This is a genomic window from Mesorhizobium sp. BAC0120 (genome assembly GCF_033542235.1).
In the GTDB taxonomy this organism is placed as follows: domain Bacteria; phylum Pseudomonadota; class Alphaproteobacteria; order Rhizobiales; family Rhizobiaceae; genus JAWRCU01.
The window spans coordinates 203,810-222,257 of record NZ_JAWRCU010000012.1 but is presented as its reverse complement, the minus strand read 5'-3'; the positions used below and the strand labels follow the sequence as shown (position 1 = coordinate 222,257).

At 63.8% G+C, this 18,448-nt stretch carries 14 protein-coding genes and 1 pseudogene; 8 read left to right on the top strand and 7 right to left on the bottom strand.

Going from position 1 to position 18,448, the window contains the following annotated elements; translation table 11 throughout:
- Window positions 1–98 (top strand): annotated as a pseudogene (locus SAZ10_RS24425) (IS110 family transposase); the annotation flags it as partial.
- 264 nt (window positions 99–362) lie between these two features.
- On the opposite strand, the gene folP reads toward SAZ10_RS24425, so the two are convergent.
- The 5 genes from folP to SAZ10_RS24400 all read right to left on the bottom strand — a co-directional run bounded on the left by folP (window position 363) and on the right by SAZ10_RS24400 (window position 5,913).
- Window positions 363–1,202: a dihydropteroate synthase gene (gene folP, locus SAZ10_RS24420; RefSeq protein ID WP_318611993.1), complete on the bottom strand. Its 840-nt coding sequence runs from the start codon at window positions 1,200–1,202 to the stop codon at window positions 363–365.
- A gap of 117 nt (window positions 1,203–1,319) precedes the next feature.
- Entirely contained in the window at window positions 1,320–1,967 is a 648-nt protein-coding gene (locus SAZ10_RS24415) for a glutathione S-transferase (RefSeq protein WP_318611992.1), read from the bottom strand.
- 358 nt (window positions 1,968–2,325) lie between these two features.
- Complete coding sequence (locus SAZ10_RS24410; RefSeq protein WP_318611991.1) at window positions 2,326–4,092, bottom strand: 2Fe-2S iron-sulfur cluster-binding protein; 1,767 nt, start codon at window positions 4,090–4,092, stop codon at window positions 2,326–2,328.
- A 31-nt stretch (window positions 4,093–4,123) separates the two neighbouring features.
- On the bottom strand, window positions 4,124–5,023 hold the full coding sequence (locus tag SAZ10_RS24405; protein ID WP_318611990.1) for an aromatic ring-hydroxylating dioxygenase subunit alpha: 900 nt from the start codon (window positions 5,021–5,023) through the stop codon (window positions 4,124–4,126).
- A 17-nt stretch (window positions 5,024–5,040) separates the two neighbouring features.
- Window positions 5,041–5,913 carry an aromatic ring-hydroxylating dioxygenase subunit alpha gene (locus tag SAZ10_RS24400; RefSeq protein WP_318611989.1) on the bottom strand — a complete coding sequence of 291 codons (873 nt, stop codon included), beginning with the start codon at window positions 5,911–5,913 and terminating at the stop codon, window positions 5,041–5,043.
- Between the two features lie 213 nt (window positions 5,914–6,126).
- On the opposite strand from SAZ10_RS24400, the gene SAZ10_RS24395 reads away from it, so the two are divergent.
- The 6 genes from SAZ10_RS24395 (at window position 6,127) to SAZ10_RS24370 (ending at window position 13,523) form a co-directional block, all read left to right on the top strand.
- On the top strand, window positions 6,127–6,936 hold the full coding sequence (locus SAZ10_RS24395; RefSeq protein ID WP_318611988.1) for a GntR family transcriptional regulator: 810 nt from the start codon (window positions 6,127–6,129) through the stop codon (window positions 6,934–6,936).
- Window positions 6,937–6,962: 26 nt separating this feature from the next.
- The gene (locus SAZ10_RS24390; protein ID WP_318611987.1) at window positions 6,963–8,057 is read left to right on the top strand and encodes a BMP family ABC transporter substrate-binding protein; all 1,095 of its coding nucleotides are present in this window, start codon (window positions 6,963–6,965) and stop codon (window positions 8,055–8,057) included.
- Between the two features lie 102 nt (window positions 8,058–8,159).
- Window positions 8,160–9,695, top strand: a complete 1,536-nt coding sequence (locus SAZ10_RS24385; protein ID WP_318611986.1) for an ABC transporter ATP-binding protein — start codon at window positions 8,160–8,162, stop codon at window positions 9,693–9,695.
- A 25-nt stretch (window positions 9,696–9,720) separates the two neighbouring features.
- A complete protein-coding gene (locus SAZ10_RS24380) occupies window positions 9,721–10,746 on the top strand; it encodes an ABC transporter permease (RefSeq protein WP_318612004.1) in 1,026 nt (341 codons plus the stop codon).
- On the top strand, window positions 10,746–11,666 hold the full coding sequence (locus tag SAZ10_RS24375; RefSeq protein ID WP_318611985.1) for an ABC transporter permease: 921 nt from the start codon (window positions 10,746–10,748) through the stop codon (window positions 11,664–11,666). Before SAZ10_RS24380 ends, SAZ10_RS24375 begins: the two co-directional genes overlap by 1 nt.
- A 234-nt stretch (window positions 11,667–11,900) precedes the next feature.
- The gene (locus SAZ10_RS24370) at window positions 11,901–13,523 is read left to right on the top strand and encodes an ABC-F family ATP-binding cassette domain-containing protein (protein WP_318611984.1); all 1,623 of its coding nucleotides are present in this window, start codon (window positions 11,901–11,903) and stop codon (window positions 13,521–13,523) included.
- Between the two features lie 6 nt (window positions 13,524–13,529).
- On the opposite strand, the gene SAZ10_RS24365 is transcribed toward SAZ10_RS24370, so the two are convergent.
- Window positions 13,530–15,350 (bottom strand): DEAD/DEAH box helicase, encoded by a 1,821-nt coding sequence (locus tag SAZ10_RS24365; protein ID WP_318611983.1) that lies wholly within the window; start codon window positions 15,348–15,350, stop codon window positions 13,530–13,532.
- 70 nt (window positions 15,351–15,420) lie between these two features.
- Window positions 15,421–16,194, bottom strand: a complete 774-nt coding sequence (locus SAZ10_RS24360) for a helix-turn-helix transcriptional regulator (protein ID WP_318612003.1) — start codon at window positions 16,192–16,194, stop codon at window positions 15,421–15,423.
- Window positions 16,195–16,307: 113 nt separating this feature from the next.
- Here SAZ10_RS24360 and SAZ10_RS24355 point away from each other — a divergent pair, with 113 nt between their 5' ends.
- Window positions 16,308–18,437, top strand: coding sequence for a hydantoinase/oxoprolinase family protein (locus SAZ10_RS24355; RefSeq protein WP_318611982.1), 2,130 nt, complete (start codon window positions 16,308–16,310; stop codon window positions 18,435–18,437).
- Window positions 18,438–18,448 lie beyond the last annotated feature (11 nt).

The window sequence follows — 18,448 nt, the reverse complement described above, 5'->3', positions numbered from 1 at the left end:
AGAAGATGGTCATCCGCATCGCGCTCGCCCGCAAGCTGCTCGTCATCCTCAATGCAAAAGCACGCGATGCGCGCATCGAGTTCGCTAATGCAACTTGACAGCCCAGATAGTCGCTCATCGCCCTGCCGGGCACTTCTCCCCGTAAACGGGGAGAAGGACGCCGGCCGTTTTAGACGGCGCTTATTCTGCAGCCGGCGACTGGCGAAACCAAAACGGCAGTCGTGCTTCTCCCCGTTTACGGGGAGAAGGTGCCGGCAGGCGGATGAGGGGCAGCGCCAACGATCGAGATCCTGAAATCGTTGGCAATCCTAGCCCCGTGTATGTCCAACTTTTTGCTGTTGGCCTTCGGCTGGGATCACACCCTAACCGCTTGCCCCTTTCTCCCGCTCAAGAATCGCGTCGGCAAAGGCCAGCGCATCCCTGTTCATCGCGACATTGTGCACGCGGAAGATGGCGGCGCCCTTCATTCGGAGAATAACGCTGGTGGCTGATGTGCCGACGTCACGCGCGTGGCGGTCCTCACCGGCAATATGTTTGATGAGCCGCTTGCGCGACGTGCCGACGAGCCACGGAAAACCGAGCCTACGCAATTCGTCGAACCTTGCGATGAGCTGAAGATTCTCCTCGCTGTCCTTGGCAAATCCAAAGCCCGGATCGAGCACGATGCGATCATTCGCGATGCCGGCCTGCCGCGCGATCTCGAGCGATCTTTCCAGAAAGAGAAACTGGTCGGCGATCACGTCAGGCAATTTTTCGCGGTCGCGGCCGGTGTGCATGATGACGAGACCGGCGCCGGTGTCAGCCGCCACCTTTGCGATGTCGGGTTCACGCTGGAGTCCGTGGACGTCATTGACGATGTGCGCGCCAGCCGCCACCGCCAGCCGCGCCGTCTCCGCATGGTAAGTGTCGACTGAAATAATGGCATCGCTTTCAGCCGAAAGCGCTTCGATGAGCGGGAGAACTCGCGACTGTTCCTCCTGCGGCGCAAGCTGCGTGGCGCCCGGCCTCGTGGATTCGCCGCCGACGTCAATGATGGCCGCACCTTCCGCCGACATCTGGCGGGCATGCGCGAGCGCCACGTCGAACTGGCTGAACTCGCCGCCATCCGAAAAGCTGTCCGGCGTGACGTTGAGAATGCCCATCAGCAACGCCCGGCCGCCGAGGTCGATATACCGTCCATGGGCAAGTTGCCAGCGAGTCATATCGAGGGGCTCCGGCTACGGTTATTGCATCAGCCTATCGCTGAAAATCCGTCGGGGCCAATCCCAGAATGGCCCCTGCATCCCAATTCGTTGACGCTGGTGCCGCAGCTGAAGGCTCTACGCGGCGCGTGCCGGACCGGCGGGGAACACGCCCGACATGACGATGAACCGCTTCACGCGCTTGACGCGATCGCACCAGCGCCGGATGGCGGGGTAGTCCTGCCGCGAGATGCCGCCTTCTTCCGAGAGCATGATGTAGGGAAAGCAGGCGATGTCGGCGATCGTTGGATGGGCGGCCGAGCAGATCCAGTCGCGGCCGACCTGCTCGCCGAACCAGAGATGCTCGTCGAGGATGCGGAACAGCCGGTGCGCCCCGGCGCGGGCCGCGTCGATGTCGAAATCGTAGAACATGCCGTCGTGGAGCCGCGCCGCGGAAGCGGTCGCGGTGATGCCGTCGGCGAAGGCGAGCCATTGGCTGATCTCGCCGAGCAGCGCCGGGTTGTCGCGCGGATACCATTTGCCGGACGGGTCGTATTTCGAGGCGAGATAGACCAGGATCGCCTGGGCATCGCGCAGCACCAGTCCGTCATCCTCGATGACAGGCAGTTGCCCGAGCGGGTTGATGCGCAGGAACCACTCCGATTTGTGCTCTCGTCCCGGATAGAAGTCGACCGGCACGGTCTTGTAGTCGAGGCCGAGGATGCTCATCAGCAATCTCAGCTTGTAGCAATTGCCAGACAGTTCGTAGTCGTAGAGCGTGATCATGCCGCGCCTCCTCTGGGGCGCCGCGACGGTGCTGGTTCAGGCGACGTCGGGCTCCACGGCGCACCCCTCATCCGTCTCGGCGCTTCGCGCCGAGCCACCTTCTCCCACAGGGGGAGAAGGGGGAGCGCTGCATATGCGCCTCTGCCAACCTTCCTCCGCCCGCCGAAGCGCGCCTGAGACAAGCGCATGGCGTGGGAGCATCGGGCTTCGCGAAGGCGGGTCTCCGGCATATGAGAATTGCTGCGAGCGAAAATGCCAGGCTCCCCCTTCTCCCCCTGTGGGAGAAGGTGTCGCCGAAGGCGACGGATGAGGGGTGTGCGACGGAGTGCCGCGATGCCGAAAGACATGATCCCCTCCCCTAGATATCGAGAACCAGACGGGCCGATTTGGCACGCGATACGCAGGTCATGATCTTCGTCCCGGCCCTCTTCTCGGCGTCATTCAAATAAACGTCCTGGTGGTCGGGCTCGCCTTCGATCACCGTCGCGAGACAGGTGCCGCAGGCGCCCTGCTCGCATGAGGAGGGCATGTCGATGCCGTTTTCGCGCATCACTTCGAGTATGGTCTTGCCGGCCGGCACCTGCAGCGTGACGCAGGAGCGCGCCAAAGCGATCTCGAAAGTCGAGCTGTCGTCGATCTTGTTGGTGTTCTTGAAATATTCGTAGTGGATCGCTGTTTCCGGCCAGCCTGCCTCGGCGGCGATCCTGCGCGCCGCCTCCAGCATTGGCCCTGGCCCGCAGATATAGACATGCATGTCGGGCTGGCAGTCGGACAGGATTTCGCGCAGCCTGGCGGCTGTGGCGCTCGGGTCGAGACCGAGATGCGGCGTCAGCCTGTCCTCCAGTGCGCTCAGCCGGTCGGCAAAGGCCAGGTGCGCCTTGCTCTGCGCGAAATAGTGCAACTCGTAGTCGAGGCCCGAATGGTGCAGCGCCTGCGCCATGGCCAGCAGCGGCGTGATGCCGATGCCGCCTGCGATGAACAGCGTCTTGATGGCGTCGCGGCGCAGCGGAAAATTGTTGCGGGGCTCCGAAATCGCCAGCACGTCGCCTTCGCGTACGGTTTCGTGCAGGCATTGCGAGCCGCCCTTGGAATCCGGTTCGAGCTTCACGCCGATGGTGAAGCTGTCCGTCTCGCCGGGCCCGTTGGTGATCGAATATTGGCGGATTTCCCCGTTCGGCAGGTGCACGTCGATATGGGCGCCGGGCTGGAAGGTCGGCAGCAGGCCTTTGACCGGCCTGAGCTGGAAGCCTGCAATGCCGTCCGCGGCCTGCCATTTTCTCGCGACTTCGACCCTCAGCGCCGCCTTGCGGCCATGCGTCACGAGCTCCGGCATCTCGGCGAGCTCCGGCGTAACACGCTCGAAGATCGGCTCGATCGGCGCCGGCGCCGGCTCGCTTGCCGCCTCGCGCTCGGCGGCATCGCGCAACGCCGAGAGCCGCTCATTGTGATGACGCAATATAGCGATGCGCTCGGCGCCCTCCCCTTGCCGGTCGAGCACGCCGCGGATCACCGAGCGGCCTGCATCGACGGGCTGCACGAAGAAGACGCAAAGCGTCTGCGCATCGCCGTGATGTGAACGGAGCGCGATCGAAAAATCGCTGGCCGCCTCGAGCACGACGTCCGCTCCGGTCTCGCCGATCCTCCCGTTCGGCTGGAAACGGTAGGTCTTCAGCTTTTCGAGAACGCGATCGGCCGCAGCGTTGACCGGAACGCCGCGCACCACGAGCAGGTCACCTTCAGCAAGCCCGCCAATCTCCGGCACCTCGCCGCGCGGTTCCTCGGCCGACCAGACGAGGCCATAGCGTTCGACTGCAGGAAAGGTGCGGTTGGTGATCGTGCGTGCCGGCGCGTCGGCGGGATGGGCGGGAATATAGGTGCAGCCGGCTGTGCGGTTCGCATACCGCCAGCCGTGATACTGGCATTTCAGCTCGCGGCCGTCATTGATGCCGATCGATAGCCTGACGCCACGATGCAGGCAGCGATTCTCCCAGATGTTCACATAGCCGTCGTCGGCGCGCCAGACGGCGAATTCGCGACCGAGCAGCTGCGCATGGAACACGTGGCGAAAGGGCAGGTCGTAAGCTGCAGCAATGGGGTGCCATCTGTCCTTGGCCTGGTCCAGCATTATTTCCTCTCCTGGTCAGATCGCGCCGCTGTTAAATCGCAGCTGGGATGACCCCGTAGGTCACGCCCTTCTGGCTGAGCCAGCGCCGGTAGGCGATGGCCGATTTGTCGGCGCGGATCGGGGTCTCGGCGCGCGGGTCGAGCGGCAGGCGCTTGGGAAACTGGTTCTCCAGGATCGGCTTGTCCTGGCCGAAGATCGTCTGCTGGAAGCGCTTGATGATCTTGTCCTCGTTCTCCTCGTCGAGGACGCACAGCATCATATGCGCGCGGATATGCTCCTGGTCGACCGGCTGCAGGAAGATCGCGATCACATCCAGCCGCTTCTCGTCGACCGGGCTCGATTTATAGAGCACCGAGCAATAGGGATGCGGGACGCGGTAGATATATTCGACATCGGCGCCGCCGCGCGAAGCGGTGGACGCCATGGGCTGGAAGAACCGGCAGCGTGTCGCGACGATCTCGTCGCGATCGGCAGAGATCTCGACATCGTATTCCTTCACCTCGGTGTGCGGCTCCGCCCCGAGGATGTCGGTGTGAACATAGGGGAAGTGTCCCATGTCGAGGAAATTCTCGATCGCGCGCGGCGCCGAGACGTTCACGCCCAGCGTCGCGGCGTTGAGCCTGCGGCGGTCGTTCTCGCTATATTCGGGGATCGGGAAGATGTCGGCCGGCGGGTTGCCCAGTGAACCCCAGACATAACCGTAAGCGACCTTCGACGGCAGCCTCTCCCGGATCTTCTCCAACTCGACCTTGTGCCCCGCCGGAAGTTCGGGACGTGACCGCCAAACCGTCGCGTCGCCCTTGGAATTCACCGCCAGGCTCAGCCGCTCCTCCAGCAGGACCGTCTCGACGACGGTATCGACCGGCGATTCCGATATGGCAGCAAGCGGGTGCCAGAGATTGAGGATCACGGGATCAGAGCATTTCGTCATGGTGTTGTCCCTTGGGATCAGGCGCGCGCGGGGATGGCGCCATATGTCACGTCCCGGCTGCGCAACCAGCGCCGGTAGTAGACCGAGCTCGCATCCGCGCGGATCGGCGTCTCCGCGGCCGGGTCGAGCGGCAGGCGTTTCGGCAGTTGGTTTTCCAGGATCGGCTTGTCCTGCGCGAAGATCAGCTGCATGAACCAGCGCACCGTCGCCGCGTCGATATTGTCCTTGAGATAACAGAGGAACGGGTGGGCGACGCAGTTTTCCTCGTCCACCGGCTGCACGAAGAGCACGATGACGTCAAGCCGGTGTTTCTGCACGGGGTTGCTCTTATAGAGCGCAACCGTATAGGGCCGGATCACCTTGTAGATGTAGTCGACGATGAAGCCTTGCTTTGCAGTCGGCGATGCCAGCGGCTGGTAGAATTTGCATTCCGTCGCCAGGACTTCGTCCGCTTCCGTGATCTCGACCTTGTAGGGCGCCACCTCCGTGTGCGGCTCCTCGCCCAGCAGGCCGGTATGGACAAACGGGAAATGTCCCATGTCGAGGAAGTTCTCGACGGCCCTGAGCCCCGAAACCTTCACCGCGATCGAGCCGCCTGTCACCAGATGGCGGTCACTTTCCCAAGCCTCGGGAATGTCGATGATGTCGCGCTCGGGCTCACCGAGGCAGGCCCAGACGAAGCCGTATTTCTCGGCGCTCGCGACCGGCGCGCCGGTATCGGTTCGCATCACCTTTACAGGAGCGCCAGATGCCTTCCCGACTGAAATATGCACACCAAAAAGGCAGGTACTAAGCGCCGCCTGCGAATTAAGCATTGCCTCATCGGCGACCACATGCCAATCATTGAGGAGCATGCGGTCGCTGCATTCATGCGCCTTCGCAACTGCCATCGGCTGTCTCGGGTTGCCCGCTCGTTTGTTGCCAAGATTGGATATCAATCCGGGGTTTTTGTCCAGCAATTTTCGATTTTGTTGTTGACAGGATAAAATGATTGCCATCCAGTTTGGGCACTGGAATCCGTTCCGGAGGCGGCTTGTAGGTCCCTTCGGCGCCGATGGAACGGCTCCCCTCGTGCTTTCCTTTGCGGAGTGACGGGTTCGCGCATGAGCAGCCGCTCGCAGGCCATCGCCGATGTGCTCACCCGGGCAATTATCGAGCATCGTCTGGTGCCGGGCTGCAAACTTGGCGAGCGCGAGCTTTCAGAGATCTTCGGCGTCAGCCGCATCGTCGTGCGGCAGGCGCTGATAAGGCTCGCCAATGACGGCCTCGCGCAGATCGAACGCAATCGCGGAGCCTTCGTCGCCAAGCCGAGCCTGCAGGAGGCGCTGGAAATCTACGATGCCTTGACGCTGGTCGAGCAGGGCGTGGCTGCACAACTCAGCGACCGCCTCGGTCCGGCCGGCTGGGCGGAATTGCGCCAGCATGTCGAGCGCCAGCGCCAGGCGGTCGCCGCCGGGAATGATGGGCTAGCCGATCTGCTCGGCCAGGAATTCCACACCCTGCTCGTGCGGCTCAGCCGCAACAAGGTGATGCAGGAAATCCATGCGCAGCTCATCCGCCGCACGACACTGCTGCGCTCCCTGATCACCGCCGACTTCGATTATTGCAACCTGCTCGACGATCATTCCCGTATCATCGACCTCCTGGAAAAAGGGCGGCTGAAGCAGGCGACAGAATTGATCGATACGCATCACCGCGCCGTGGTGCGGGGCTACATCATGGACCGCGCCGTCTTTCCCGAGCTTAGTCCGCGCGAGGCGCTTGCGCCCTATCTCGACATGCAGCCGGAAGCCGATGGCGCCAATGGAAGCGGGAGGAAGAAGGAAGAACTGGCCGATGATGAGAGCCGTGCGACAGAACACGGCCACGGCCATCCACATGAAAGCTCCGGCATTGTGCCGGAGAGGGGCTGAACCAGAAGACCACAGAGGTGAACGACATGCTGAAGACGACAAGACGCGATTTTCTGAAAAACGGTAGCGCACTGGGTGCCGCGCTCGGGACCGGGGGCCTGGCCCGCATCGCCAATGCGCAGGAGGTGCTGAAGGTAGGCGTGGTGTATGTTTCGCCGGTCGCCGAGATCGGCTGGACCAAGCAGCACAGCCTGGGCGCTGCGGCGATCAAGGAAGCGCTCGGCGACAAGGTCGAGCTCACGATCATCGACAACATCTTCATGCCTCAGGATGCCGAGCGCGTTTTCCGCGAGCTTGCCTCCTCCGGCAACAAGCTCATTTTCGGCACCAGCTTCTCGCATGGCACGCCGCTGCAGAAGGTCGCGCCGCGCTTCCCCAATGTCGCCTTCGAGCATTGCTCGGGCATCGTGCATCTACCCAACCTCGGCACGTTCGAAGCGAAATATTACGAGGGCACATTCGTTGCCGGCGCGGCTGGCGGGTATATGTCGAAATCGGGCAAGATCGGTTTCATCGGCGGCTTCCCTATCCCCGATATCGTCGGCCCGGCCAATGCGCTGCTGCTCGGCGCGCAGAGCGTCAATCCGGCGGCGACATGCAACGCCATCTTCCTCAATTCATGGTTCGACCCGGGCAAGGAAAAGGAAGCTGCCAACACGCTGGCCAGCCAGGGCTGTGACGTGATCTGCTCGATGACGGACACTGCGACCGGCGTTCAGGTTGCGGGCGAGAACGGTGCATGGTCGATCGGCTATGCCAGCGACATGTCGAAGTTCGCCTCGGGCAAGCAGCTCACGGCTTTCACGCTCGACTGGACCAGCGACTACGTCAACCCGGCCAAGGCGGTCGCCGCCGGCAACTGGAAACCTGAGGTGCGCTGGGATGGCCTGGCCGCGGGTGTGGTCAAGATGGCCCCTTACAACGACCAGATCCCGGCCGACGTGAAGGTCAAGCTCAAGCAGCTCGAAGCCGATATCGGCAGCGGCAAGGTCCATCCCTATGGCGGCGAGCTGAAGGACCAGGACGGCAACGTCAAAGTGCCTGCAGGCTCGGTGCTTTCGGACGCCGATATCCGTGGCATGAACTGGTTCGTGAAGGGGATGATCGGCAAGCTCGCCTGACCGCAGCTAGGATGGCCGGCAGCCCTCGGCTGAGCGACGATCGCTCACGACGGCTGCCGGCTGCGTTCCATCCCCCTCGCCCAGGCTACGGCAGGACCTTGAATGACCCCACGCCTCGAACTGCACAATATCTCGAAGCGCTATCCCGGCGTCGTCGCCAATGACGACATCTCGCTGTCGATCATGCCCGGCGAGATCCATGCGGTTCTTGGCGAGAACGGCGCCGGCAAGTCGACGCTGATGAAGATCATCTACGGCGCCGCGCAGGCCGATTCCGGCGAGATCTACTGCGACGGCAAGCTGATCGAGGACCACAACCCAGCCGTCTCGCGCGCGCTCGGGATCGAGATGGTCTACCAGCATTTCGCGCTGTTCGAATCCGTCTCCGTGGTGGAGAACATCGCGCTTTCGGTGAGCGGCTTCGACCTTGCGGGATTGGCCCGGCGGATCACGGAGCTCTCACTACGCTACGGCATGCCGATCGACCCGCACCGCAGCGTGCACGACCTCTCGGTCGGAGAGCGCCAGCGGGTCGAGATCGTGCGCTGCCTCCTGCAGGCGCCGAAGCTGCTGATCCTCGACGAGCCTACCTCGGTGCTGACGCCCCAGGCGGTATTGAAGCTTTTCGAGACGCTGCGGCAGCTGGCAAGCGAGGGGTGCAGCATCCTCTATATCAGCCACAAGCTCGAGGAAGTGCAGCAGCTCTGCGACAGCGCGACGGTGCTGCGCAACGGCAGAGTGACGGGTACCGCCGGGCCGAAGGAGACGACGGCGCTGGAACTGGCGCGCATGATGGTCGGCGCGAAGCTTCCCGAGATGCATGTCGATCCGTCGGTCCGAAGCGCCCAACCGGTGCTGCAGGTGCGCGGACTGTCGGCGCCCGCCGCCGACCAATATGGGACCGATCTCCAGGAGATCTCCTTCGACGTCCATGGCGGCGAGATCGTCGGCCTTGCCGGCGTTTCCGGAAACGGCCAAGCCGAGCTCGTCTCCCTGTTGAGCGGCGAACGGCTTCATCACAAAGCAGAAGCGATCCGGATCGACGGACAGCCGGTCGGGCGACTGGATCCGGCATGGCGGCGCCGGCTCGGCATGGCCTTCGTTCCGGAGGAACGGCTTGGCCGCGGCGCGGTGCCGCCGCAGTCGCTCTGGGAAAACACCGTCCTGACGACACATCGTCGTGGACTAGTGCGCAAAGGGCTTGTTGATCGTGCCAAGGCCATGGCGTCAGCGAGCGGCATCATCGACAGGTTCAAGGTCAAGGCCAACGGCCCCCAATCCAGTGCGCAGAGCCTGTCGGGCGGCAACCTCCAGAAATACATAGTCGGGCGCGAGATCGCGCTGGAGCCGAAGCTGCTTCTCGTCTCGCAGCCGACCTGGGGTGTCGACGTGGGTGCGGCTGCCTTCATCAGGCAGACACTGGTTGATCTCAGCCGCGCCGGCGCGGCGGTTCTGATCGTCTCGGAAGAGCTCGACGAGCTGTTCGAAATCTGCGACCGGCTGCTGGTGATCTGCCGCGGCCGGGTTTCCGGACCGCTCGTCAGAAGAGAGACGGATCGCGAAGAGGTGGGGCTCCTCATGACGAGGGCGGGGAACGGCGCAGCGAATGGGCAGGATGAAACTAAGCTTCAGGGTTGAGCAAAGGCCCGAGCCATCCGCGCTGATGCGGATCGCTGCGCCTGTCATCGCAACGGTCCTGACGCTTGTCGTCGGATCGGTACTCTTTGCCGTGCTTGGCTACAATCCGCTGACGACGCTTGCGGCCTTCTTCGTCGCGCCGCTCGATTCCGTGAACGGCTTGTCGGAATGGCTGCTCAAAGCCTCGCCGCTGGTCCTCATCGCCTGCGGGCTGGCCGTCGGCTTCCGCGCCAATGTCTGGAACATCGGCGCCGAGGGGCAGTTCACGATGGGCGCGATCGCCGCTTGCGGCGTCGGCCTCTTCTATCCCAATCCCGACAGCCTCTTGCTGCTGCCGTTGATGTTCCTGGCCGGCGCCGGGGCGGGCATGGCATGGGCGGCGATCCCGGCCTTCCTCAGGGCGCGGATGAACACCAACGAGATCCTCGTCACGCTGATGCTCACCTATGTCGCGACGCTGTTCCTGTCTTGGCTGGTGCACGGGCCGTGGCGCGACCCGCAAGGCTTCAACTATCCGCAGACGGCGCTGCTGCCGCCGACCGCAATGTTCGAGCCGTTCGACTATTCCTATCGCCTCAATCCGTCGATCTTCATCACCGTCATCGCCGTTCTCGGGATGTGGATTTTCACCGACCGCAGCTTTCTCGGCTACAAGATGTCGGTCAGCGGCGCGGCGCCGCTCGCCGCGCGCTATGCCGGCTTTAGGCAATCGGCCGCAGTCTGGACCGGGCTGCTGGCAGGGGGCGCGGCAGCCGGCATCGCGGGCATGGCCGAGCTGGCCGGTCCGCTCGGCCAGCTCTCGCCGCAAGTCTCGCCGGGCTACGGCTTTGCCGCGATCATCGTCGCCTTCATCGGCCGGCTCAACGCGTTCGGCATCGTGCTCGGCGGCTTGCTGATGTCCCTGCTGTTTCTCGGCGGCGAGGCCGTGCAGATGAATCTGGGCCTTCCCGCGGCGCTGACGCGCATCTTCCAAGGCATATTGCTCTTCTTCCTGCTTGCCGCCGATTTCTTCATCTTCTACCGGCTTCGCCGGCTGCCGGAGCATGGCTGATGGAGCTGTTCGTTGCGATCTTTACCGGCACGATCGTCGCGGCGACGCCGCTGATCTTGGCGGCACTGGGCGAGCTCGTTGTCGAGAAAGCCGGTGTGCTCAATCTCGGCATCGAGGGCATGATGCTGATCGGCGCAGCCTTCGCCTTCTGGGCCGTCTTCTCCGGCCTGCCGATGCCGGTTGCGATCCTCATCGGGGCGCTTGCCGGTGCGGCCGCTTCGCTGCTGTTCGGCGTGCTCGCGCTCAGCTTCCTCACCAACCAATACGCTGCGGGCCTGGCGCTGGCGATCTTCGGCTCCGGCGTCTCCGCCTTCATCGGCCGCGGTTTCGGCAGCACGCCGATCGAGGCGCTGAGGCGCGTCCATATCCCGGTGCTCTCGGATGTCCCGGTGCTCGGACCGCTCTTTTTCCGCTATGACCCGCTCGTCTATCTCGCGCTGCTGATGTTCGTGCTGATCACCTTGTTCCTCTATAGGACCAAGGGCGGCCTGATCCTGCGCACTATCGGGGAGTCGCCGGAAACCTCGCATGCGATCGGCTATCCCGTGGTGCGGATCAGATATCTGGCGGTGCTGTTCGGCGGCCTCATGGCAGGCCTTGCCGGCGCCTACCTCTCGGTCGCCTATACGCCGCTCTGGGTCGAGAACATGACCGCGGGCAAGGGCTGGATCTCGCTTGCGCTCGTCGTCTTCGCGACCTGGCGGCCACTGCGTGTGCTCATCGGCGCCTGGCTGTTCGGCGGCATGACGATCCTGCAGCTCCAGGGCCAGGCCCTCGGGCTGGCAGTGCCATCCGAGCTGCTGTCCGCCCTGCCCTATCTCGCGACCATCGTCGTTCTCGTCATCATCTCGCAGAACAGGCAGATGCTCGCGCTGCACTTTCCGGCCTCTCTGGCCAAGCCGTTCCGGCCGCCGAGCTAGCACCCGTGCAGAAATGACGGGAGATGGCCCGCAGCGGACATGAAGGGCCGCTGTGACTTGAAGACCGCAACAGCGCGCAACCTGATGCTCGCATGTGTCGGAACTATCGCCGATGTCTGCTTGACGCTGAACCCGCTTGCGACATAGACCGCCCTTGCTTTGGCGCGTCGGCGATGGTTTAGCGGCGGCAGGTTTCGTTTACGTCGGCGGAACCTCGCAACTCATCGGAAAATCATGATCCGCCTCGAAAATATCAGCAAGCAAAACGGCAAGCAGATCGTCTTCATCGAAGCCTCGGCAGCGCTCCAGCGCGGCGAGAAGGTTGGGCTCGTGGGACCGAACGGTGCGGGCAAGACCACGCTCTTCCGCATGATCACCGGCCAAGAACTGCCGGACGAGGGACAGGTGTCCGTCGATCGCGGCGTCACTATCGGGTATTTCAGCCAGGACGTCGGCGACATGTCCGGCAGGAGCGCCGTGCACGAAGTGATCGACGGCGTCGGACCGGTAAGCGCGCTCGCCGCCGAGATGGCCGAGCTGGAAGCAGCCATGGGCGACCCCGACCGCGGCGACGAAATGGACGATCTGATCGCGCGCTATGGCGACGTGCAGGGCCGTTTCGACGAGCTCGACGGCTACGCGATCGACGGCCGCGCGCGGGAGGTGCTCGCCGGCCTGGGGTTCAGCCAGGAAATGATGGACTACGACGTCGAAAAGCTTTCCGGCGGGTGGAAGATGCGCGTTGCGCTGGCCAGAATCCTGCTGATGCGACCTGATGTCTTGCTGCTCGACGAGCCGAGCAACCATCTCGATATCGAGAGCCTGATCTGGCTCGAGAATTTCCTCGAGGGGTTCGACGGCGCGCTCCTGATGACGTCGCACGATCGTGAGTTCATGAACCGCATCGTCAGCAAGATCGTCGAGATCGATGGCGGGTCGCTAACATCCTATTCCGGCGACTACGAATTCTACCGCCAGCAACGCGCCGTTGCGGAGGCGCATCAGCAGGCGCAGTTCGAGCGCCAACAGGCCATGCTCGCCAAGGAGATTGCATTCATCGAGCGCTTCAAGGCACGTGCATCGCATGCGGCACAGGTCCAGAGCCGGGTCAAGAAACTGGAAAAGATCGACAAGGTCGAGCCACCGAAGCGCCAGCAGACGGTCCGCTTCGAGTTTCAGCCTGCGCCGCGGTCGGGCGAGGACGTGGCAACGTTGAAGAACATCCACAAGAGCTACGGCACTCGAAAGATCTATGAAGGCCTCGACTTCCAGATACGCAGGCGCGAGCGCTGGTGCGTGATGGGTGTGAACGGTGCCGGCAAGTCGACGCTGCTGAAGCTCGTTGCGGGCGAGTCGGAGCCGGACCAGGGATCCGTTGCACGCGGCCCGAGCGTGCGGATGGGCTATTTCGCGCAGCATGCGATGGAACTGCTCGATGGCGATCGCACGGTGCTGCAATCCCTGGAGGATTCATTCCCGCAGGCAGGTCAGGCACCGCTGCGCGCATTGGCCGGATGTTTCGGTTTCTCAGGTGACGAGATCGAGAAGAAGTGCCGCGTGTTGTCAGGTGGGGAGAAGGCGCGGCTGGTGATGGCCAAGATGCTCTTCGATCCACCGAACTTCCTCGTTCTCGACGAGCCCACCAACCATCTGGATATTGCTACGAAGCAGATGTTAATCGAGGCTCTGTCGCGCTTCGAGGGCGCGATGCTTTTTGTCAGCCATGATCGACACTTCCTTGCCGCCCTATCCAACCGCGTGCTGGAACTGACACCGGACGGCCTGCAAACGTATGGCGGCGGCTACACGGAATATGTCGAGAGCACGGGTCGGGAGGCGCCGGGCCTGCGGAGCTGACCGGCGTCAGGCGCGGCCCTTCGGCTTTCTGACCTTGGGCTTGCCTGTTGGGCGCCGCTCCGCCGTTGCGGCCTTGCCTCCGTGCGCCGGCTTGTGAAACGGCTTGCCGTCCCGCTTGAATTTCGGCTTCGCCTGCCGAGGTTTTTCGCGCATCTCGCCAGCCGGCGCGATGACGATCCCCCTTTCCACGCCGCCAGGGCGCTTGATCTGTTGCGCAAAATCCGCAGCACTTTCGGCGGAGATCTCGAAGCGGGTCTCGGTGTCATCGATCCTGATCGAGCCGACGTCGCGCTTCGTCACACCGCCCGCCTTGCAGATCATCGGCAGCAGCCACTTCGGATCGGCGCGCTGCTTGCGGCCGAGCGAAATGGTGAACCAGACGCCGCCTTCCATATCCGGACCACGCGGCTCGCGAGCCGGCGACGGGCCGCGTTCTTCCTCAAACCGCCTCTCGCGCTTCGGCTTCCTGGCTGACATGTCGCCGACCGGCAGCGGAGAAAGGTCCTCCGGCACGGGCCGGGCGGCGAGCTGCTGGCGCAGGAAGGCGGCCGCGATCCGCTCCGGAGCGACCTGGGCAAGCAGTTCGTTGACGAAGGCCGCCTCTGCCTCATCGGGCTCTCCAGCGGAAACCGCGGTGTCCAGGATCTGCCTGCGGTAGCGTGCCTCGATCTCGGCAATCGCCGGCGCCGCACGCACGGTGGCCGTCAGCTTGGCCAGCGCGAGCACACGTTGCGCAGCGCCGCGCCTGTTCTCGGGCACGATGAGCACGCAGATGCCCTTGCGGCCGGCGCGGCCCGTCCGGCCGGAGCGATGAAGCAGCGTCGCGGGGTTGCTCGGCACGTCGGCATGGATCACCAGATCGAGGTTCGGCAGGTCGATGCCGCGCGCGGCGACGTCGGTAGCCACACAGACATGCGACCGGCCGTCGCGCATCGACTGCAGCGCGTTCGACCGCTCGGACTGCGCCATCTCGCCTGAGAGCGAGACGACCGAAAAACCCCGGTTGGCGAGGCGCGCTGTGAGGTGACGAACCGCCTCGCGCGTATGACAGAACACCAATGCGCTGGTGGCGTCAGAATCGAGCAGCGTGTTGATCACGGCGTGCTCGCGCTCGTCGCGCCGCACCAGCATCAGCTGGTACTCGATGTCGGCATGCTGCTCTGTCGATGCGGTCGCTGCGATCCGCACCGCATCCCTCTGGAAAATTTTTGCCAGCTCGGCGATGCCGCGCGGCACCGTCGCCGAGAACAGCAGCGTCCGGCGCTCCGACGGGGCTGCGCTGAGGATGAATTCCAGGTCTTCACGGAAACCGAGGTCCAGCATCTCGTCGGCCTCGTCGAGCACCACGGCGCGTACCGCGCCAAGGTCCAGCGCGCCCTTGGTGATATGGTCGCGCAAGCGCCCCGGCGTACCAACGACAAGATGCGATCCTCGCTCCAGCGCACGGCGCTCCTTGCGCATGTCCATGCCGCCGACGCAGGTCGCAGTCATCATGCCCGTCGCCGCGTAGAGCCAGTCGAGTTCCCGCTGCACCTGCATCGCGAGTTCGCGCGTCGGCGCGATGATGAGGCCGAGTGGCCGGCCGGCTGCGTCGAAATGTTCGGCGCTTCCAAGCAGGGTCGAGGCGATTGCGATGCCGAAGGCGACCGTCTTTCCAGAGCCGGTCTGAGCCGAGACCAGCAGGTCAGCCTCTCGGTGGTCTCCAGTCGCCATCTCCACCTGGACGGGCGTCAGCTGGCTGTAGCCCTTCGCCGCGAGGGCGGCAGCGAGTGCGGGGTGTATCGCAGCCGGCAAGGATGCGCGGGCTGCGTCGTCGGTCATCGTCATGGTCGGGGTCTCTGTGAGCGTGCCGCATAGCATAGCCCTTGCGCGGGGCCAATGACTGCTTATGGCGCAATCACGTCTTGAATTCGAAGAACTGCAGAAACAGTTCCCGCTCGGTGGTGATGTCGAGCTTCTCGTAGATCCGCCGGCGATGGTTCTTGACCGTTCCAACCGCAATTCCGAGGCGTTCGGCAATCGTCGCTGTCGGATGGCCAGCCAGGATCAATTGGACCAGTTGCCGCTCGCGCGCGCTCAGTTCCGGCCAGAGTCCAGCGGGAATGCTGGGCTCCTTGCGCGGCGTCGCACCTGGTCCATCTGGCGCAGATGTCCGCGAAAAATCCGATCCGCGGGCACGGATATCGAGTGCATGCAGGGCGGCGAAGACCGGGTAGCGGTCGTTGAGTTCGTTGATCTCGGCATCCCGGAAAGGCTTCGTCGACCGGTCCAGGAAGATGCCGAGGCACCAGTCTCCGCCGTCCTCCAGCAGGATTCCGACCTCATCGACGATCTCGGACTGCGCCAGGAATCCGGCGATGTACTGTCCGCGCTTCACCTCATCGTCGGCCAGTGCCCGCAGCGGCATGATGCCCAGGCGCCGCTGGCGCCGCCAGGAGGCATAGAACGGGTCGAAGACGTAGTAGTTCTCCAGGTAGCTCCGCACCATTTCGTCGGAGAAGCGCCGGTGCTTCACAAATTCCGGCTTCCTGGTCGCCGAATAGCGCGTCACGGTTACGAGATCGTGGTGGATGTCGGCGCCGATCAGGTCGATGAGACGGTCAACGTGCTCGTCGGTACCTGTCGCGGCGATGGCCCTGGCCATCGGCTCCCATATCTTCCCCGCGCGCATGACGTCTTGTTGGATATTCATTGCCGGCTGTCATTGTGTCTTTAGGCATATGGCGCCCGCGCGCTGCCGGAATCTAGGCTGGTCTCAAACTGGAAAGATCCGGAAAGGCGACCGTGACCCAGCCCATCGTTATCGGCATCGACGCCGGCGGCACCATGACCGACACGATCCTCGTGGATGCCGACGGCCATTTCAAGATCGGCAAGTCGGCGACCACGCCGAGGAACGAGGCAGAAGGCTTCATTGCCTCGGCCGAGGACGCGGCAGATGCCTGGGGCATCTCGCTCGAGGAGCTGTTCTCGGGCGTCAACGTGGTGCTCTATTCGGGCACGGGAATGCTCAACACCCTGCTCTCCCGGACCGGCCGCAAGCTCGGGCTGATCACGACCAGGGGTATGGAGGACATGGTGTTGATGGGCCGCGGCCTGCAGGCCTGGGCGGACTATTCCTACGCCGACCGGCTGCATGCGGTCACCCATCATCATCCCGATCCGCTCGTGCCGCGCCGGCGCACGCATGGCGTCACCGAGCGCATCGACCAGTTCGGCGACATCGTGCTGCCGCTCTACGAGCACGAGGTGCATGCCGCCGCCAAGAAGCTGATCGCCGACAAGGTGGACGCCATCTGCATCATGACGATCTTCTCGCACGTCAATCCCGTGCATGAGAAGCGCATTGCCGAGATCTGCCGCCGGGAGGTCGAAGCGGCGGGCGCGGAGATCGGCATTTACACAAGCCATGAGGTGCGCCCCGTTATCCGCGAGCAGTCACGGCTGAACTCTGTGCTGATCGAGGCCTACGCCACGGCACGGGGCCGTAAGCAGCTTAGGGGTATCGAGGACATCTCGAAGAAATACGGCTTCAGATACGGCGTGCAGACGCTGCTCTCCTTTGGCGGGCTGACCTCGATCAATCATCCGCGCCTGCACGAGACCATGATTTCCGGCCCGATCGGCGGCATTCTGGGCGCGGCCTATGTCGGCCGGCTGATCGGTAACGACTCGCTGATCTGCTCGGACATGGGCGGCACGTCCTTCGATATGGGCGTCATCACGCGTGGCCAGACGCGGATCGAGAACGAGCCCCTGATGGACCGCTTCAAGCTCAACGTGCCGACACTGCATCTCGACACGATTGGCGCCGGCGCGGGCATGATCCTCAAGGTCGACCCGCTGACCAGGAAGGTTTCGCTCGGGCCGGAAAGCGCCGGTTCCGACCCCGGTCCGATCTGCTTCGCCAAGGGCGGCACGGAGCCGACGATCGCCGACTGCGACGCCATCCTCGGCCGGCTCAACCCCGATTATTTCCTTGGCGGCAAGGTCAAGCTGCAGGTCGAAAAGGCGCGCGCCGCCTTCAAGGAGAAATGCGCGGACGTGCTGGGCGTCGGCGTGGAGGAGGCCGCCGAAGGCATGATCGACATGCTGGAGGCGGACGCCAGCAACGCTCTGCGGCGCGTGATTTCCGGCCAGGGCATCCACCCTTCCGAGTTCACGCTACTTTCCTACGGCGGCTCGGGGCCGCTGCATCTCGCCGGCTGCTCGAAAGGCATCGGCTTCAAGGACATCATCACCTTCCAGTTCGCGGCTGCTTTCTCGGCCTTCGGCTGCACGACTGCCGACTTCATGCGCCGGCACTCCGTCTCGACCCAGATCGACATTCCGACACGGGCCGGCGAGACGGCGTTGGCGGAGTTCGGCGAGCGGGTCACCGCCGTATGGGACGATCTCACGAAGGCGGCGGTCGCCGAGATGATCGCCGACGGCCATGCGCGCGAGAAGATCAGGACCGTGCCCTTCCTGATGATGCGCTATACGGGCCAGCTCGAAGACGTCGAGGTGATGGCGCCGCTATCGGCAGTTCAATCGGCCGACGACATGCGCAAGATCATCGCCGAGTTCGAGACTGTCTACGCAAAGGTCAACCACCGGGTTTCCCGCTATGGCGAGGCCGGCTTCTCGATCACCGAACTCGGCCTGATCGCCACCGCGGACAAGGTGAAGCCGGTGCTGGTGAAGCGGCCGCTTGGGAAATCCGATCCCGCCTCCGCGCACAAGGGCCGGCGGGAGGCCTATATCGGCGGCCGCTGGCATAAGGCTGACCTCTTCGAGATGGACCTGCTGCAGCCCGGCCATGAGGTCGTCGGCCCTGCCATCATCGAGCATCCCGCCACCACGCTCGTCGTCCATCCGCAGGATCGCGTGTCGGTCGACGAGTGGACGCTGCTCCACTACGCGCATGCTTGAAAGGTCTGTTG

Bases quoted from the DNA above. Each gene is read 5' to 3' on its own strand.
- folP (WP_318611993.1), bottom strand. From the start codon at position 1,202: ATGACTCGCTGGCAACTTGCCCATGGACGGTATATCGACCTCGGCGGC.
- SAZ10_RS24415 (WP_318611992.1), bottom strand. From the start codon at position 1,967: ATGATCACGCTCTACGACTACGAACTGTCTGGCAATTGCTACAAGCTG.
- SAZ10_RS24410 (WP_318611991.1), bottom strand. From the start codon at position 4,092: ATGCTGGACCAGGCCAAGGACAGATGGCACCCCATTGCTGCAGCTTAC.
- SAZ10_RS24405 (WP_318611990.1), bottom strand. From the start codon at position 5,023: ATGACGAAATGCTCTGATCCCGTGATCCTCAATCTCTGGCACCCGCTT.
- SAZ10_RS24400 (WP_318611989.1), bottom strand. From the start codon at position 5,913: ATGGCAGTTGCGAAGGCGCATGAATGCAGCGACCGCATGCTCCTCAAT.
- SAZ10_RS24395 (WP_318611988.1), top strand. From the start codon at position 6,127: ATGAGCAGCCGCTCGCAGGCCATCGCCGATGTGCTCACCCGGGCAATT.
- SAZ10_RS24390 (WP_318611987.1), top strand. From the start codon at position 6,963: ATGCTGAAGACGACAAGACGCGATTTTCTGAAAAACGGTAGCGCACTG.
- SAZ10_RS24385 (WP_318611986.1), top strand. From the start codon at position 8,160: ATGACCCCACGCCTCGAACTGCACAATATCTCGAAGCGCTATCCCGGC.
- SAZ10_RS24380 (WP_318612004.1), top strand. From the start codon at position 9,721: ATGCGGATCGCTGCGCCTGTCATCGCAACGGTCCTGACGCTTGTCGTC.
- SAZ10_RS24375 (WP_318611985.1), top strand. From the start codon at position 10,746: ATGGAGCTGTTCGTTGCGATCTTTACCGGCACGATCGTCGCGGCGACG.
- SAZ10_RS24370 (WP_318611984.1), top strand. From the start codon at position 11,901: ATGATCCGCCTCGAAAATATCAGCAAGCAAAACGGCAAGCAGATCGTC.
- SAZ10_RS24365 (WP_318611983.1), bottom strand. From the start codon at position 15,350: ATGACGATGACCGACGACGCAGCCCGCGCATCCTTGCCGGCTGCGATA.
- SAZ10_RS24360 (WP_318612003.1), bottom strand. From the start codon at position 16,194: ATGCGCGCGGGGAAGATATGGGAGCCGATGGCCAGGGCCATCGCCGCG.